Here is a 16,930-nt window from a genome sequence, read left to right as displayed (position 1 = left end):
CCGGGGCTTCCTTTTGGAGATCCCCATGAATATTGACTTGGAAATACTGCTGGAGCTGGCCAAATCCTCAACGCCTGGGCCTTGGGCGGTATCCGCTGAAACCCCGCAATTCGGAGACTGGAGCGTCAGGCAGGATCCTGCTGACTGGAATGGCAGTGGCTACCAGCTGATCTGTTCTCTTCCGTCTGCTAAAAAAGGCGGGCACTACGGTGAGATGTTCCGCGCCAACGCCCACTTCATCGCCGCCGCCAACCCCGCCACGGTCACCGAGCTGGTGAACATGGTCAAGGCATCCACCACTGCCTGCATTGCCGACGTGCAGGCCGAGCCAGAATTCCCGGGAGAGGTCCCGCCCGAGTTGATGGCGCACATCCGCCAGTGCATCGAAACCAAGGACGAGCAGAGCCTGTTCCAGATGATGCGCATGGCCGTGTCCATCACCAAGAAGGGCATTCAGGAGCGCATCGCCGCCCGCACCGGGATCGCCATTGAGGGCATCTTTGGCCGCGTGGTGCGCGACCAGTGCAGCTGTGGCGAGCCCATCAGTGTCGAACTGGACTGCCCGCGCCGCACTATCCGGACCGACAAGAAGCGCCCCTTCTATCCAGATGAGGGTTTGCCGGATGGGCTGGATCCGCAGAACTACAGCGAGCACGGCTCCAGCGTGTTCCGCTGCCGCAAATGTGGCGAGCCAGTAGGTGAGACGGTGCCAGCGGCCAAGTATGGGGAGGCAAAGTAATTCATGGCGAAAATCTACATAGCCGGGCCTATGTCAGGCCTGCCCAACTTCAACCGCGACGCCTTCAATGCCGAGGCGCATCGCCTGCTTGGCCTCGGGCATATCGCGCTCAACCCGGCGATCCTGCCGGATGGGCTGAAGCAACACGAGTACATGGCCATCTGCATCGAAATGGTCAAGATGGCAGATCAGCTGGTCATGCTGCCTGGCTGGGAGCGCAGCGCCGGCGCCAGAGCAGAGCACGCCCTGGCCATCAAGCTCGGCAAGCCGGTGATCCTGACCTCCATCCCACATGAGGAGGCAGCGTGACCAAGCAACAAGCGGCCGGGCTCTCGATCATGTCGCTCAATTTGCTGGCCGCCATCGTGGCGGCTGTACTGATACAGGGGAAACGTAGATGCTAATCCACCCTCCCACATTGATGCAGGGAGATTGCCTTGAACTTATGCCCAGTCTCCCAACTGGTAGCGTGGATATGGTCTTGGCTGACCTGCCGTTTGGAACTACACGCCAGCACTGGGACAAGGTAATCGACCCAGTGGCGTTATGGCGAGAATATCGGAGAGTGGTAAAGCCAGACGGCGCTATCGTGCTGTTTGCGAAGCCACCTTTTGACAAAGTTCTTGCCGCAAGCAACCTGGCCATGTACCGCTACGACTGGATTTGGGAGAAGACCAGGGCCACCGGACACTTGAACGCCAACCGGATGCCACTTCAAGCCCACGAGTACATCTGTGTTTTCTACCAACGCCAGCCCGAGTATCACCCGCAAAAGACCGAGGGCCACAAACCGGTAAATGCCTACTACACCCGCCATAGCGGCGAGTGTTACGGCGGCGCCGATAAGCGCCAGTCTGGTGGTGGCAACACCGACCGCCACCCGCGCAGCGTCATCAAGTGCGCACCGGTTCCGAACAGAGAGCGCCGACACCCAAATCAAAAACCATTGGAGCTATTGGTGCCACTGATTCTCACGTACACCAGCCCTGGTCAGGTAGTGTTGGATAACACCATGGGCTCAGGAGCTACGATGAAAGCCTGTATTGAAACCGGCCGCATTGGCATCGGTATGGAGAAGGTCAAAAAGACTTTCATGGAGGCCCAAGCTTACATAACGACCATGACAAACCTAGCAGCTTAACAAGCTGCTAGGTAATAACGGCCCTTCCTTCAACTCATCCGGCGCCCCATCCTCTGGGACAGGAGGGCCACGCCATGCAGCAACTTCAACTGACCATCGACCAGGACAGCCAGCTTCTCAACGAGCTGGTCAGCGCCGTGCGCTCCCCCACTCTTTCCCGTTCGGCCAAGCTCGCCGAGATCGGCCGCATCCTGGCGCACTTCGATCTGCCCATCGAAGCGCCCCGGGTTGCCGGCCAGCTCTGGAGCGCCACCGAACTGGGCAAGGAGCTGGGGGTAAGCGCCCAGGCCATAGGACGACTGGCCAACCAGCATCAACTCAAACGCCCGGCGTTCGGGGAATACCGCCTTGACCAGGCGGTCAGCAGCAGGAAGCAGGTCGAATGCTTCCTCTACAACCGAGCGGGCCGGGATGAAATCACCAGACTCACGAGGACCAACCACCATGGGAACAGCAGCAGACCCGGCGCAAAGCCACATTCAGGGCCAGCTCATCATAATGAGAATGCCTGACGCCATCCCGCTCAGCACCTACCTGAGCACCATCGAGCTCACCGATCGGGACACCATCAACAAGCGGATCCAGCGCGGCATCTGGCAGTTGGGAGTGCACATCGTCAACGTGGACGGGGTGAAGGAGCGTTGGGTCAACATCGCGGAGGTAACCAAGTGGGCAATGAAAAACAGCTCCCACGCGGCGTGACGGTCCGCGGGGAGACGATCAACATCACCTTCACGTTCAAGGGGGTTCGCTGTCGTGAGCCCCTGTCCAACTTGCCGAACACCACCGCCAACGTGCGCTACGCCTCCCGCCTGCTCGGGGAGATCCAGGGCAAGATAGAACGGGGCCAATTCGCCTACGCCGACTACTTCCCGAAGTCCAAGAAGCTGCGGATGTTCGGCGGCGCCTCGATCGCCGCCAAGGTGGCCGATTACCTGGACGAGTACCTGCAGCGATGTGAGCGCCGGGGGCTGAGCCCATCCACAATGGTTGGGTACCGCAAATGCCACAAGGCACTTGCCGACCTGCACGGGATCACCGTCTCGGAGCTGACCCCCGCCCAGGTGAAAAACTGGCTGATCCGGGGGGGCACTACCGCCAAGACAGCGCGCAACCGGCTGTCGTTCCTGCGCAGCGCCATCGACGAGGCTGTCACGGATGGTTTGCTGGCATCAAACCCGGTTTCGCTGGTGACCGTTTCCCGATATTTGGACGGGAGTTCAGTTCCTGAACAGGGAGCCAAGGACGTGGACCCCTTCACCCCGGAGGAAGTGTCCGCCATTCTCTCCACCGCCCACGGCATCAATGAGCAGTGGGCCAACCTGTTCTCCTTCGCTTTCGCAACCGGGATGCGGCCGTCAGAGCTGTGCGCCCTTCGCTGGGAGGCCATCGACTGGATCGGTAACACCGTGCAGGTGTCGCGGGCCAAAGTGGTTGGAGTCATCAAGACCACCAAGACCCGGGCCGGGACTCGCACCATCGAGCTGACCAGCGAGGCGCTGGCGGCGCTGACCAGCCAGAAGCGCTTCACCTTCATGCGGGGGGAGTATGTCTTTGACGACCCCAAGCTCAACCAGCCCTGGGCCGGGGCCGACGCCATCAGGAAGAAAGCCTGGCTCTACACCCTCAAGCGGTCCGGCGTTCGCTACCGCCACCTCTACCAAACCCGCCACACCTTCGCCACCGCCAACATCAGCCGCGGCTGCAACCTGTTTTGGCTCTCCACCCAGATGGGACACAAGGGGCCAGAAATGCTGTTTCGGCACTACGGATCCTACCTTGCCGAGTACGACGGCCAGACAGCAAAAGCGCCAATCCTGATCCAAAATCCAACCGGAAAATAAAAAAGCCTTATAGTTCAATTGGTAAAGCTGCACAGTCCGGGGGTTCAAATCCCCCCAGCTCCACCAAATCATGTTCCGGCCGGGAACGAAGAAGTACAGAAACCCGCATTGCCAAAGGCTTTGCGGGTTTTTTGTTGTCCTCAGTAGTCCGAGGAAGTCGCCAGAAACCAGCTCATTTAGTACCATTACTAGTACCACAAGGGCGATGGTACTAAATTCAGTGGTACTAAGAGGCGGCATGGACAAGAAGACGCGTAAGACAGGAACAAACCGGCTTTCTGACACTAAAGTGAAAACAGCCAAAGCAGACATCAAAGAGTTAACCTTGCCTGATGGGGAAGGGTTAGAGCTGAGAGTTAAGCCTAACGGAGGGAAAAGATGGGTTTTCAAGTACCAAAAACCAGCCGATAAAAAGCGCACCAACATGGGATTTGGTACTTATCCAGAAGTCTCCCTTGCCGCTGCTAGAGAGCGGCGGCGAGAAGTCCGCACCCTACTGGCCCAAGGCATTGATCCCAAGCTCCATAAAGAAGAACAGATCGCCACAGCTCAAGCCAAGCAAGAAGCTAGTGCCAACACGTTCGAACGCATGGCGTGCAAATGGCTGGAATTGAAACGCCACAATGTGACAGACGCCTATGCCACCGATTCGTGGCGCTCCCTTGAACTCTATGTGTTGCCCTTCATTGGCTCAATGCCCATAGACCAGATACGTGCGCCTAAAGTTATTGAAATTCTTCGCCCAATTGAAGCAGATGGCAAACATGAGACTGTACGTCGCCTCTGCCAGAGGATTAACGAAATTCTCGACTATAGCGTCAATCATGGCCTTCTCCAGGCTAATCCTTGCTCTGCCATTCGTAAGGTATTCAAGAAACCCACCAAAAAGCACATGCCGACCCTCAAGCCAGCCGAGTTGCCACATCTGATGGCAGACATTGCAAATGGGAGGTTAGACCTCACAACACGCTGCCAAATTGAATGGAGCTTGCATACCTTGGTTCGCCCAGGCGAATCCGCAGGTACTCGCTGGGATGAGATCGATATCGATGCCAAAGTCTGGAACATCCCTGAAGATCGGATGAAGAAGGAACGTCCGCACCGAGTCCCTCTGACACCACAAGCAATATCCCTGCTGGAACGGATGAAACCGATTAGTGGCCACCGCCCCTTCGTGTTCCCTGGCTACCGTGATCCACTCGGCCACATCAACGACCAGAGCGCGAATGCCGCCCTCAAGCGACTGGGCTATGGCGGACGACTGGTGGCCCACGGTTTGCGCTCGCTGGGTAGCACCACTCTAAACGAACAGGGATTCAACCCTGATGCCATCGAGGCAGCACTGTCTCACGCAGACGAGAACGAGATCCGCCGTGCCTATAATCGTGCAGATTACTTTGAGCAACGAGTGATAATGATGATGTGGTGGAGCAACCACATTGAACAGGCTAGCCAAGGGAACCTCTCTCTGGCTAGCGGTTTTAGAGCATTGACAGTTGTGGGCGAGTAGCCCACATCTGACTAATTGCCCGGACTATATGGAATTTTGACGTAAAGAAATATTGAAGGCCCTATCCACCTACCGATATTCAGCTCACAAAAGTCAAAGATATGGAGATTTGCAGACCGACACATTGTATTGACTGTGACTGCCACCACTCTAGACGACAAAACTATTCTAGGTGAAATCTTGGTGTAGAATCGCTCATAGAAATAGGAGAGCTACGTGATAACCTATGCAGACGATGGTATGAGTCCTCACATCACCACAAGTAGATCACTTGCACATGCCCTTAACATTCCGAGCGAGCTATTGAGAGTTCACCTATGGATTGTTGCTGGCGTAGCACCAGAGACTATTCCTCAGCTCGCTAAAATGGTTATGACCGATGTTGGCACGATATGCCGCCTCACCGGCATTAGCAAGAATACTATTTCACGCAAACTCAGAACAAATACACCTCTGACTATTCAACAAGGTTCTAGGGTTTATGGTGTTATATTGGCTCTGGATGCGGCTCGCGCCCTAAATGAAAATGATAATACCAAATCCATAGCATGGCTACATCAACCAGCTAAGGGACTTGGCGGGAAAATGCCAGCTGAACTGTTGAGTACATCAGTAGGAGTTCAAGCAGTGGTAGACTTAGGGAAGGTGCGAACAAGTCCCTGATATGAGATCATGTTTGTCATCTGGAGCCATGAAAAAGGGTTCATCATGAGTCATCAGCTCACCTTCGCCGACAGTGAATTCAGCAGTAAGCGCCGTCAGACCAGAAAAGAGATTTTCTTGTCCCGCATGGAGCAGATTCTGCCATGGCAAAACATGGTGGAAGTCATCGAGCCGTTTTATCCCAAGGCTGGTAATGGCCGGCGACCTTATCCGCTGGAAACCATGCTACGCATTCACTGCATGCAGCATTGGTACAACCTGAGCGATGGCGCGATGGAAGATGCTCTGTACGAAATCGCCTCCATGCGTCTGTTTGCCCGGTTATCCCTGGATAGCGCCTTGCCGGACCGCACCACCATCATGAATTTCCGCCACCTGCTGGAGCAGCATCAACTGGCCCGCCAATTGTTCAAGACCATCAATCGCTGGCTGGCCGAAGCAGGCGTCATGATGACTCAAGGCACCTTGGTCGATGCCACCATCATTGAGGCACCCAGCTCGACCAAGAACAAAGAGCAGCAACGCGATCCGCAGATGCATCAGACCAAGAAAGGCAATCAGTGGCACTTTGGCATGAAGGCCCACATTGGTGTCGATGCCAAGAGTGGCCTGACCCACAGCCTAGTCACCACCGCGGCCAACGAGCATGACCTCAATCAGCTGGGTAATCTGCTGCATGGAGAGGAGCAATTTGTCTCAGCCGATGCCGGCTACCAAGGGGCGCCACAGCGCGAGGAGCTGGCCGAGGTGGATGTGGACTGGCTGATCGCCGAGCGCCCCGGCAAGGTAAGAACCTTGAAACAGCATCCACGCAAGAACAAAACGGCCATCAACATCGAATACATGAAAGCCAGCATCCGGGCCAAGGTGGAGCACCCGTTTCGCATCATCAAGCGACAGTTCGGCTTCGTGAAAGCCAGATACAAGGGGTTGCTGAAAAACGATAACCAACTGGCGATGTTATTCACGCTGGCCAACCTGTTTCGGGCGGACCAAATGATACGTCAGTGGGAGAGATCTCACTAAAAACTGGGAATAACGCCTTAAATGGCGAAGAAACGGTCTAAATAGGCTGATTCAAGGCATTTACGGGAGAAAAGATCGGCTCAAACTGAAAAAATGAAATGACTGAGTCAGCCGAGAAGAATTTCCCCGCTTATTCGCACCTTCCATAATGAAGATGGCGTCTTTCATGTGTTCTGCAAAGCTGCCTTCATGGTGCAAGGTTTTGATTTTGGGAAACACCTTGTCACGCACGATTTCCATCATCACGTCGGGGTCTTTATCTTTAAAATTACTCCAGCGCAGCGCTTGCTCATGAGCGCCAAAGGTTGGGTTAGCCACAGCAATGCCGGTGGCTTGTGCGCGACGCTCGGCAGTGCGTTGCAGCTCGTCTAAGCGGCGAATAAACAGCAGATAAGAGATTTGCTCAATGACCGAGATGGGATTGGTAACCCCGCCAGTCCAGAACATGGTCCACACTTGGTCGATTTGATTGCGTATTTTGCCTGTTAACATGAAAAAATCTCTTTGTACCAAAAGGATAGAGAGCAAACTCTCACAATGGAGCCACTTTACCATGGGGGATGTTACTGCTCAAACGGATGTGGCTCTTATAGAGCCCTATCTTCTTCAAATCAGTATCATGGTTACAACCCGTCACACTAAGGTATTAACGGGTTTCTGATTAACTGTCTTTCTATCACCTTCTAAGTTGATACCGCTGTGATGCCCCCTGTTCTCACATTGCTATCATTGGCCTCTGGCAGCTCTACACCGGCCAGACCCTTTACAGCTTCATGTTGCTCATGGGTAATTTCTCATCAGGTGCTGCAAGCAACCAAGGAACCATTCGCCCCCCTGGTCGTCTTGATACACGTGAAACTGTGTACGCCGAACTATCGCTGTGTCAGCAAGTATTTCTTCATGGTGAAAGTGGCCTATCGGTAACTCTCAAAGGTGCGCATCATCGATCGACCATAGTGCTCAACATATCCCGGTTCTTCTATGAAACCGATTCAAGGCTTCTGTGGACGACATCACATGCCGTTCGACTGGGGAGCGGCGTTGTTGCCCAAATCAGCCAGCAAGTCATGACTTCCCCAGCCCCGGGTGACCGCTACACTCGGGGCTTTCTGACAGGTAAGCCAAGGGTATTCAGTTTGTTTATCGCGCTCACATACGCCATCACTTCTCCCACTTGACCATTGTATTTTCGCAGGGTGATTTGGCCTGCCATTAACTGTTTGAACCGGAACATAGCTTTCTCTGCCAGCAAACGACGGTGATACCCCGTTATCTTCTTCCAGTGCGCCAGCCCTTCCTTGCGCATCACCAGCACGGGCCCATTTCTCGGATGGCCCTTTTTCCATAGCCCTTCGTTCTTGCGAGGCGGGATACACGCCGTCGCCCCTTTACGCGCAATCAACCGATGGCAGGCTTTGCTGTCATAGGCGCCATCCGCGTAAACACGCCCCAGCTTGTGACGCAGAGGATTGAGCAAGGTCGGCAACACCTCTGCGTCATGCACATTCTCCAGCGACACTTCTGCCGCCACGATATCGTGAGTCACCGGATCTACCGCCAGATGCAACTTGCGCCAAACTCGACGTTTCTCAGCGCCGTGTTTTCTGACTTTCTACTCGCCTTCACCAAACACTTTCAGACCCGTCGAGTCGATAACCAGGTCGGTAATGCGCCCCTTAGGGGGCTGCCGATAGGCCACCTTCACTGTGCGTGCGCGCTTGCTGACACAGCTGTAGTCCGGGGCACACAGCGGGACATTCATCAGCTCGAACAGGGAGTCGAGTAGCCCCTGAGTGGCTCGCAGCGTGAGGCTGAAAATCCCTTTAAGCATCAGAAAGGTACAAATGCTCTGGTCGGTGTAGAGCTGGCTGCGGCCCCACCGCCCATGATGGTCGTGGTGAAACCAGCTGTTCATGGCCTCGGTATCAACCCAGAAGGTGAGTGAACCACGGTTAATCAAAGACTTGTTGTATTGAGGCCAGTTGGTGATGGGATGAAGCGATATGCCCATGATGCAGACTTGAGGGGGATGGTGGAGATCAGATCACTGGATTTTCAATTAGTTCCATTCAAGCTGCATCGATTTAGGTGTATGGAGATGGTATTCACCTGACAGTTGCCCACAAAAGGGAGTGGTCATACGGCTTCAAACCGGATAACAAAACGGTACCCCTACCGTGTTATCCGGAGTCACCGTATGACCACCAACGAGAAAGTAGCACGTCGTAAACTCAGCCTGCTAGAGCTCGCCAAAGAGCTCAATAACGTCAGCAAAGCCTGCAAGCTCATCGGCTACAGCCGTCAGCAGTTCTACGAAATTCGCCGTAACTATCAGACCTATGGCGCCGAGGGCTTGCTCGACAAACTCCCCGGCTGTAAAGGCGCTCATCCCAACCGGGTCGCTCCCGAGATTGAACAGGCCATCCTCGATTACTCTCTCACCAGACCAACCCATGGCCCGCTGCGGGTCGCGCAAGAACTGGCTCTGCAAGGCATCAACGTCAGTGCGGGCGGTGTGCGTGGCGTGTGGCAACGTCACGACTTGCTCTCCAAGCATGACCGCTTGTTGCGCCTCGAGAAAACCCACAGGGAACAGACGATTGAGCTCAATGACGAGCAGATCCGCCTGCTCGAGCGCTTCAGCCCCGAGTTTCGCGAACGCCAAATTGAGGTTCACTACACCGGGGAACTGGTGGCGGTCGACACCTTCTTCGTCGGCGCACTCAAGGGGGTGGGCAAGGTGTATCTGCAAACCGTACTGGACTGCTACAGCCGCCACGCCTGGGGACGGCTCTACACCAGCAAGCTGCCGGTGACCTCGGTCCATGTGCTCAACGAAACGGTCCTGCCGTTCTTCGAGGCTCACGAGGCGCGGGTCTATACCATCCTGTCGGACAACGGGCGCGAGTTCTGCGGGCGCCCTGACCATCACCCCTACGAGCTGTTCCTGCAACTGGAGGGGATTGAGCACCGGACCACCAAGGTACGCAGGCCGCAGAGCAACGGCTTTATCGAGCGGCTACATCGCACCCTGCTGGATGAACACTTCCGTATCAAGGGGAGGACGACCTGGTATGAATCAGTGGAGCAGATGCAGACAGACCTGGATAGCTACCTGGGACACTACAACACCCAGCGGCCACATCAGGGCAGGATGATGGAGGGTCAGACCCCCTACAGCATGTTCAAGAAGGGTCTGAAATTGATACCGAAGGAAGTGCGCACTAAAGTAGCGTAAACAAGACACCGGTTTGAGGCCGGTGTCAGGTGATAACTAGGGAAGGTGCGAACAAGTCCCTGATATGAGATCATGTTTGTCATCTGGAGCCATGGAACAGGGTTCATCATGAGTCATCAACTTACCTTCGCCGACAGTGAATTCAGCAGTAAGCGCCGTCAGACCAGAAAAGAGATTTTCTTGTCCCGCATGGAGCAGATTCTGCCATGGCAAAACATGGTGGAAGTCATCGAGCCGTTTTACCCCAAGGCTGGTAATGGCCGGCGACCTTATCCGCTGGAAACCATGCTACGCATTCACTGCATGCAGCATTGGTACAACCTGAGCGATGGCGCGATGGAAGATGCTCTGTACGAAATCGCCTCCATGCGTCTGTTTGCCCGGTTATCCCTGGATAGCGCCTTGCCGGACCGCACCACCATCATGAACTTCCGCCACCTGCTGGAGCAGCATCAACTGGCCCGCCAATTGTTCAAGACCATCAATCGCTGGCTGGCCGAAGCAGGCGTCATGATGACTCAAGGCACCTTGGTCGATGCCACCATCATTGAGGCACCCAGCTCGACCAAGAACAAAGAGCAGCAACGCGATCCGCAGATGCATCAGACCAAGAAAGGCAATCAGTGGCACTTTGGCATGAAGGCCCACATTGGTGTCGATGCCAAGAGTGGCCTGACCCACAGCCTAGTCACCACCGCGGCCAACGAGCATGACCTCAATCAGCTGGGTAATCTGCTGCATGGAGAGGAGCAATTTGTCTCAGCCGATGCCGGCTACCAAGGGGCGCCACAGCGCGAGGAGCTGGCCGAGGTGGATGTGGACTGGCTGATCGCCGAGCGCCCCGGCAAGGTAAGAACCTTGAAACAGCATCCACGCAAGAACAAAACGGCCATCAACATCGAATACATGAAAGCCAGCATCCGGGCCAAGGTGGAGCACCCATTTCGCATCATCAAGCGACAGTTCGGCTTCGTGAAAGCCAGATACAAGGGGTTGCTGAAAAACGATAACCAACTGGCGATGTTATTCACGCTGGCCAACCTGTTTCGGGCGGACCAAATGATACGTCAGTGGGAGAGATCTCACTAAAAACTGGGAATAACGCCTTAAATGGCGAAGAAACGGTCTAAATAGGCTGATTCAAGGCATTTACGGGAGAAAAGATCGGCTCAAACTGAAAAAATGAAATGACTGAGTCAGCCGAGAAGAATTTCCCCGCTTATTCGCACCTTCCCTAGATCTGTACAATTTAGGAAACAACGCCATACAAATTAGAAAACCTGATATTAGCATTTAAAAATAACATTTCACCCACACTGAAATATCTCTTCCTAGTTGTAAACTAAGAGAAAGTAGAATCATTAAATGGGTGTTGATTCTGACACCCACTTAATGACAAAAATAAATATAGCATCGATAATTTATGTTATATCATAAATTAGAGCGTGATTGACTGCACTTTCAAAGCTCATATGATAATGACCGAGTACATCATCTAAAGCTGGTGCAATTAAATTTTCATTTATATCTTCACGAATGCCATTCATTTTGTTCTTTGAATAAACTTTAGCAAGAGCAAGCAAACTACACTCACCAGGTTGCCCCACACCACCATTTAAAATTGAAATTAGCATATGAATACCTTCCTCATACCGTCTATCATCCTTTAAGTATATTTGTGCAAGTTTAAGTTCTGCACCTAAATGTAAACGACCATTACATGAGGCTAACTCAAAAAACTTAATTGCATTTTCCAGGTCCTTATCATTATGTAACGCGACACAACCACGACGATAATTTATATCATCATCATATGAACTTGAGAGGCAACTATTGTTATAGGAGTTCATAATGGCTTTGCATTTATTTATGTCTGCATTTACCCCATCACCATTGTGATAGATATACGCTAAACGACATAGAATTTCCGAGTCTCCCGAACAAAGGCATTGGTTATACCAAAATTCAGCTTTTTCAGGATTCCGGGAAACTGTTCGCCCTTGCGCATAGCGAGTTCCCAGTACAAATTGAGCCTTGCTATCACCTGATGTAGCAAGCGAAATAAGTTCATCTACAGATCTGCCGTTAAAATCAGTACAATAAGGAATCTCGGTGTATTTCAATAAGTGATAATCACTAACCCAAAATTCAATCAAGCTAGACATCTCTCTAAGGTTAATATCTAACTTACCAATTCGATAGCAACTCCAATACAGTTTTGCAAGTTGCAGATTCGCATCGATAATTCCATTATCAAATGCATAGTCGAGCTGCCTTTTTATATTTTCAATATCATCAAGACGTATTCCTGCAAGTAATCCAGATGCATCTTGGCCATTCAATCTCGGCCTAAGTTCACAAATTTCCTTTATGGACAACAAGTATTTTGCAGCAGGATAGCCTTCATACGCAGCAGAGGCTAACATCTCCAATCCATTGCTACAGCTCGCATCTTTTTTTAAAAGTATGACTCCAGCTTTATATTTTGCTTCTTTATTTCCCTTTTTTGCCGCTTCAAGATAATGACCTAAATCAGGCCCTACTTCATACTCACGCCCATCAATATGAACATTTTCAAACTTAGTCTTATCAAGTTCGAACTCAAACCAATAGTAACAGATGTCTCCAACTTTCACTTGTGCTTCAATATGACCAGCATCCTTTGCTTTATTTAAAAACTCAAATGCCATATTGAGATCACGCTCTATCTTATATTTTTTGTAGCTTTTTAGATGCATTAATCCTAATTGATATAGTGCATCAATATTCCCCTGTTCAGCCGAGAGTGTAAATAACTGATTTGCATGTACATCAATCTCTGGCCCTTCATTTCTATTGACTAAATTAATTCCCATTTTCAATTGGGCAAGTGGATGGCCATTTTTAACTGCCAACTCAAGCCACTCTAAATATTTCTTTTCATAGCTTTTCTTGGCCGTTTTTTCACTTATCTTCAAACACAGCTGAGATAAATTATACTGTGCATTGCCATTGCCATTTTCAGCTGATTTTGTATACCAGTATTCGGCTTTATCTTCATCCTTAGATATTAAAATCCCTTCATCATAAATCCATCCTATTGTAAAGCAGGACAGGGCACACCCACTCCCTCCTGCTTTCCCAAGATACTTAATTGCTTTATTTATATCTTGAGTCACACCATGACCATGATAATAGAACATGCCAAGTTTTAAATTTGATTGAGGGTGACCTCGTAACGCCGCGACCTCATATGTTTGAATCGCTTTTGGAATGTTAATCTCCACGCCGACACCATACTCATAAGAGACCGCCTCTTGATATTTCTGCTTCATAAACTGCTCATTTTTTATCATATTATGTGCAGCATCATCGCCAGTGATTTTCCCGTATATCATCAAAATCTCCATTTATCGATTTAAATAACTTAGTCTCAATCTATCATGTTCAAGATCTCATTTAATTACATATAAGCATAATGTATGATCTCTGTAACATTTATCGTAGATTTACAGTAGAGCATCCACGCTACACATGCTCAATGAGCCATGCAAGGCTGGGTTTTCCATCAAAGCCTTGCGCACATACTCATCCCTATCCAATAGTAACTCATTTATTTGTTCAATTTTCAGTAGCGGATTACTCGCCGCTGACATACGGATTAAAGGACGTTCATCAGAAACAAATTGAACTAGCATATTTGATGGCAATGTATGATTTCCGGCTGCCGCAGCCAAAACTCTTATATCATCGTGGTTTGTCCGCTCAAGCAACTGTATCAATAACGCTGGGGAAACCTTCGGGTTACCAGCAATGCCGACACGAACATCCTCTGCTTCATCCAGAGATAACGCGTTTAATACAGATAAAGGGGTTGTGGGATTACGAGCCACATTTGCACGAACATGTCTATCAACATCTGTGGACAAGAATATGAGCACATTCATCGGGGTTAACGGATGTCTAGCTACGGCAGCCCTCTGTACAACATTAGTATGATTTGATAATTCACTGAGAGTGTCAGGTTGAATGACAGCACTGCTGATAGCCAATTCACTGACATCATCGTCATCATCGTGAGCGAGTCGAGTGATGACCTCAATAGGAGTTGCACTATTTCCAGCGACGAAATAACGTACACATGCATCATCGTCCATGGATAGCTTGTATAGCTGCTCAGGCGTAGTCAATGGATCTCGAGCTGCCCCTATCCGCTCTTCATCTGTTAGTGGTTCCATTTTCAATGAATCATTTTTGAGGTATGCGGTCATATAAACTATTCCATAGTATTATTTTTTGCAGAAAACTCATCCTGAAAAACCTCTACAAACTCATGTCTACTGATAGTAGGAACTTTCATATTGCTAAATACAATCTCCCCAGAGTAATCATCACGAATGAATTGCCAACCGTTAAAGACCATTGAAGAGTTATCAATATAGTATGGCCATTGCTCACCGATGTTATTGCCAAGCCAGATTAATGCAGACACACGATCAGCTATGCTCTCATGAGAGAACCCCACCATACACATGGTCCTTTGAATTAAGGAATGAAGCGATATATTCCCCATAGATTACCCCCTGAAAACGATAGCTCTCTTTGATATGTGGTAGCTCATAAGGCTGATGCCATATGACCATATGAAATGAGATTGAAAGAAGCTAGTACTGTTTTCGCCGACACGGTGAAGTATCTGTTGACGCCGGTGTCTCAGGTAGCCCGGAGATTGCATTGACTGGACAACGCTGTTTGAGGATAGATCAGTGGACAGCTTGGTCAGATAGAAAACTGGATCACATGCACCACGACCAGTGGTGCAACCTAGAAAAATGGCTACTGAGCTACCCTACCTGGGGGGCGAACACCGACAGATCTATGAACAATCCTCGCTACGCGAGAATGATGTAGCCACATCGTTATCTTTTAGGTGAGAGGGAAGCGCTTTATCTATATATATAAAAACAATCCCTCTCAGCTGCGCAACTCAGTTGCCCTGCTGGACCTCACATTTTCTCTCGCTCCTGGGCGGTTGGCTGCTCACGTTCGGCCATGAAGTCAATAGATTGACCCCTTGAAGATCCAGACACTTCGCCCCTCTTAACTTAAGAGGTAGTCTTGGAGCTATGTTCAGTACTAGTCGCAACGAAAAGATGGTCGAAGTGTTAACAGGGGCTGAGCCCCGCTGACGCCGGACTCCGCAGGAAAAGATCACCATCGTGCAGCAGACCTCTGAGCCCGGAATGACCGTCTCTCATGTCGCTCGCTTGCACGACGTCAACGCCAACCAGCTTTTCAAATGCCGTAAGCAATTCCAGGAAGGGTCTCTCACGGCGATTTCCGCCGATGAGGATGTGGTTCCAGCCTCAGAGCTGGCTGCTGCCCTCAGGCAGATCCGAGAGCTCCAGCGTCTGCTCGGAAAGAAGACCATGGAGAACGAGATCCTCAAAGAAGCCGTGGAGTATGGCCGAGCAAAAAAATGGATTGCGCATCCGCCCTTGTTGCCGGGGGACGAGGATTAAGTGCTGTGAGCCAAGCCCTTAATTTATCGCGTGCGCAGCTATCCGTTCGTGTTCATCGAAAACCGGGGTGGCAAGATATCGCCACCGACGAGGACTGGCTCTATCTGGCAGGCCTCAAAGATGTGTTTACCTGTGAAATAGTGGGCTATGCGATGGGAGAGAGAATGACCACTGGGTTGGTCAGCCAGGCCCTGTTTCGCGCCGTGCAGCAGAAGAGGCCGCCAGCCGGGCTCATCCATCACACAGACCGGGGCAGTCAGTACTGCGCCAAGGCTTATCGGGCGCTCCAGGTGCAATTTGGCATGCAGACCTCCATGTCGCGTAAGGGGAACTGCTTCGACAATGCCCCGATAGAAAGCTTCTGGGGCTCTCTTAAAAATGAATTGGTTCACCACCATCGATTCAAGACGAGAGCAGAGGCCAAGGCAGCCATTCAGGAATACATCGAGATTTTTTATAACCGTCAACGTCGGCACTCACGACTTGGCAATATCAGCCCGGCCGAGTTCACCAAGAGGTATTGGAGAACGGCTCAGGCTGCTTGAACCGGGACTGTCCGATCTTGTCAGGACACCTCAGTCAGAAAGCCCCGAGTGTAGCGGTCACTAGGGGCTGGGGAAGTCATGACTTGCTGGCTGATTTGGGAAACAACGCCGGTGCCGATAGCAAAGACATATATCCCCCTTCCTTATGGTTATGTGCGATTTCCTTCCGCAGTATCGATAACGACGGTTGCCCTATTCTTTATTTGTCTTTCATCAAGGCACGGATGGCATCAAAGCCCTGGGTCGCCTTGTTCATAATGTCGGAGCGATAGTTGTAGGCTAGGGCACCCACGACGGCCCCCGCGGCCAGCATGCCCCCGACGCTGCTCAGTGTCTTGGACATCTCCCAGCCCGCGATCAAGGCATCATTCTCGACCCGCTTCGCTTCCACAGTCCAACCTTGTGCTTCAAGCTCGGCAGAGAGCGCCTCAACCAGATCCAGCAAGGCGGATGCCTTGATGCCAAGTGTACTCGCGGCACAAGCAAGGTTTTCGACAGAGAGTGCGGACACCCCTTTCTCAAGCTTTCCCCATCCGACACTGGTCATCCCAACGCTTTCCGCCATTTGGAGCTGTGAGAGCCCCCTTTGCTCACGCTGTTCTCGCAGGACCAGTCCAAGCACTGTTGTATAGCAAGTTGTCTTACCCATAGTGTCTTCCTCGTTTTTTTCATGATAACTAAAAAAACATATTGACGCCATGATTTCCCGCAACTACAGTACAA

At 51.4% G+C, this 16,930-nt stretch carries 16 protein-coding genes and 2 pseudogenes; 12 read left to right on the top strand and 6 right to left on the bottom strand.

The genetic code is table 11. The features are described from left to right. Positions 1-25: 25 nt before the first annotated feature. The 9 genes from C2U37_RS15050 to C2U37_RS15010 all read left to right on the top strand — a co-directional run bounded on the left by C2U37_RS15050 (position 26) and on the right by C2U37_RS15010 (position 6,923). On the top strand, positions 26-739 hold the full coding sequence (locus C2U37_RS15050) for a hypothetical protein (protein WP_147273891.1): 714 nt from the start codon (positions 26-28) through the stop codon (positions 737-739). 3 nt (positions 740-742) lie between these two features. Further along, positions 743-1,048: a DUF4406 domain-containing protein gene (locus C2U37_RS15045; RefSeq protein ID WP_104452563.1), complete on the top strand. Its 306-nt coding sequence runs from the start codon at positions 743-745 to the stop codon at positions 1,046-1,048. A 172-nt stretch (positions 1,049-1,220) separates the two neighbouring features. Next, positions 1,221-1,880: a DNA-methyltransferase gene (locus C2U37_RS15040; protein ID WP_199770454.1), complete on the top strand. Its 660-nt coding sequence runs from the start codon at positions 1,221-1,223 to the stop codon at positions 1,878-1,880. 74 nt (positions 1,881-1,954) lie between these two features. Further along, positions 1,955-2,392: a hypothetical protein gene (locus tag C2U37_RS15035; RefSeq protein WP_104452562.1), complete on the top strand. Its 438-nt coding sequence runs from the start codon at positions 1,955-1,957 to the stop codon at positions 2,390-2,392. Further along, positions 2,385-2,582 carry a hypothetical protein gene (locus C2U37_RS15030; protein ID WP_042642185.1) on the top strand — a complete coding sequence of 66 codons (198 nt, stop codon included), beginning with the start codon at positions 2,385-2,387 and terminating at the stop codon, positions 2,580-2,582. The genes C2U37_RS15035 and C2U37_RS15030 overlap by 8 nt, the downstream gene beginning before the upstream one ends. After that, the gene (locus C2U37_RS15025; protein WP_233768398.1) at positions 2,549-3,724 is read left to right on the top strand and encodes a site-specific integrase; all 1,176 of its coding nucleotides are present in this window, start codon (positions 2,549-2,551) and stop codon (positions 3,722-3,724) included. Before C2U37_RS15030 ends, C2U37_RS15025 begins: the two co-directional genes overlap by 34 nt. Positions 3,725-3,962: 238 nt before the next feature. Then, positions 3,963-5,234 carry an integrase domain-containing protein gene (locus C2U37_RS15020; protein ID WP_104452560.1) on the top strand — a complete coding sequence of 424 codons (1,272 nt, stop codon included), beginning with the start codon at positions 3,963-3,965 and terminating at the stop codon, positions 5,232-5,234. 216 nt (positions 5,235-5,450) lie between these two features. Continuing rightward, positions 5,451-5,897 (top strand): antitoxin Xre/MbcA/ParS toxin-binding domain-containing protein, encoded by a 447-nt coding sequence (locus tag C2U37_RS15015; protein WP_233768397.1) that lies wholly within the window; start codon positions 5,451-5,453, stop codon positions 5,895-5,897. Between the two features lie 45 nt (positions 5,898-5,942). Beyond that, positions 5,943-6,923, top strand: a complete 981-nt coding sequence (locus C2U37_RS15010) for an IS5-like element IS5 family transposase (protein WP_026141915.1) — start codon at positions 5,943-5,945, stop codon at positions 6,921-6,923. Positions 6,924-6,983: 60 nt separating this feature from the next. On the opposite strand, the gene C2U37_RS15005 is transcribed toward C2U37_RS15010, so the two are convergent. Together C2U37_RS15005 and C2U37_RS15000 are read right to left on the bottom strand one after the other, a co-directional pair. After that, the gene (locus tag C2U37_RS15005; RefSeq protein WP_199770453.1) at positions 6,984-7,415 is read right to left on the bottom strand and encodes a type I restriction-modification system subunit M N-terminal domain-containing protein; all 432 of its coding nucleotides are present in this window, start codon (positions 7,413-7,415) and stop codon (positions 6,984-6,986) included. A 601-nt stretch (positions 7,416-8,016) separates the two neighbouring features. Further along, a pseudogene (locus tag C2U37_RS15000) lies at positions 8,017-8,934 on the bottom strand (IS5 family transposase). A 186-nt stretch (positions 8,935-9,120) separates the two neighbouring features. Between C2U37_RS15000 and C2U37_RS14995 the strand changes: the two are divergent. Then, complete coding sequence (locus tag C2U37_RS14995) at positions 9,121-10,161, top strand: IS481-like element ISAs19 family transposase (RefSeq protein ID WP_104452167.1); 1,041 nt, start codon at positions 9,121-9,123, stop codon at positions 10,159-10,161. 108 nt (positions 10,162-10,269) lie between these two features. After that, complete coding sequence (locus tag C2U37_RS14985) at positions 10,270-11,250, top strand: IS5-like element IS5 family transposase (protein WP_026141915.1); 981 nt, start codon at positions 10,270-10,272, stop codon at positions 11,248-11,250. Positions 11,251-11,582: 332 nt separating this feature from the next. Here C2U37_RS14985 and C2U37_RS14975 read toward each other — a convergent pair whose 3' ends face one another. From C2U37_RS14975 to C2U37_RS14970, 3 genes are all read right to left on the bottom strand, one after another. Beyond that, complete coding sequence (locus C2U37_RS14975; protein WP_158656262.1) at positions 11,583-13,538, bottom strand: tetratricopeptide repeat protein; 1,956 nt, start codon at positions 13,536-13,538, stop codon at positions 11,583-11,585. Positions 13,539-13,649: 111 nt separating this feature from the next. Beyond that, entirely contained in the window at positions 13,650-14,411 is a 762-nt protein-coding gene (locus tag C2U37_RS24675; protein ID WP_158656261.1) for a hypothetical protein, read from the bottom strand. Positions 14,412-14,416: 5 nt separating this feature from the next. Next, positions 14,417-14,668 carry a hypothetical protein gene (locus C2U37_RS14970; RefSeq protein WP_049636915.1) on the bottom strand — a complete coding sequence of 84 codons (252 nt, stop codon included), beginning with the start codon at positions 14,666-14,668 and terminating at the stop codon, positions 14,417-14,419. A gap of 682 nt (positions 14,669-15,350) precedes the next feature. Between C2U37_RS14970 and C2U37_RS25370 the strand changes: the two are divergent. Beyond that, positions 15,351-16,207 (top strand): annotated as a pseudogene (locus C2U37_RS25370) (IS3 family transposase). A 199-nt stretch (positions 16,208-16,406) separates the two neighbouring features. On the opposite strand, the gene C2U37_RS14955 reads toward C2U37_RS25370, so the two are convergent. Next, positions 16,407-16,856, bottom strand: coding sequence for a helix-turn-helix domain-containing protein (locus tag C2U37_RS14955; protein WP_158656260.1), 450 nt, complete (start codon positions 16,854-16,856; stop codon positions 16,407-16,409). Positions 16,857-16,930 lie beyond the last annotated feature (74 nt).

It is taken from the genome of Aeromonas sp. ASNIH1, assembly GCF_002934285.1.
GTDB classification, from domain to species: Bacteria; Pseudomonadota; Gammaproteobacteria; order Enterobacterales; family Aeromonadaceae; genus Aeromonas; species Aeromonas caviae.
This window is presented reverse-complemented; position numbering and strand designations above follow the sequence as displayed.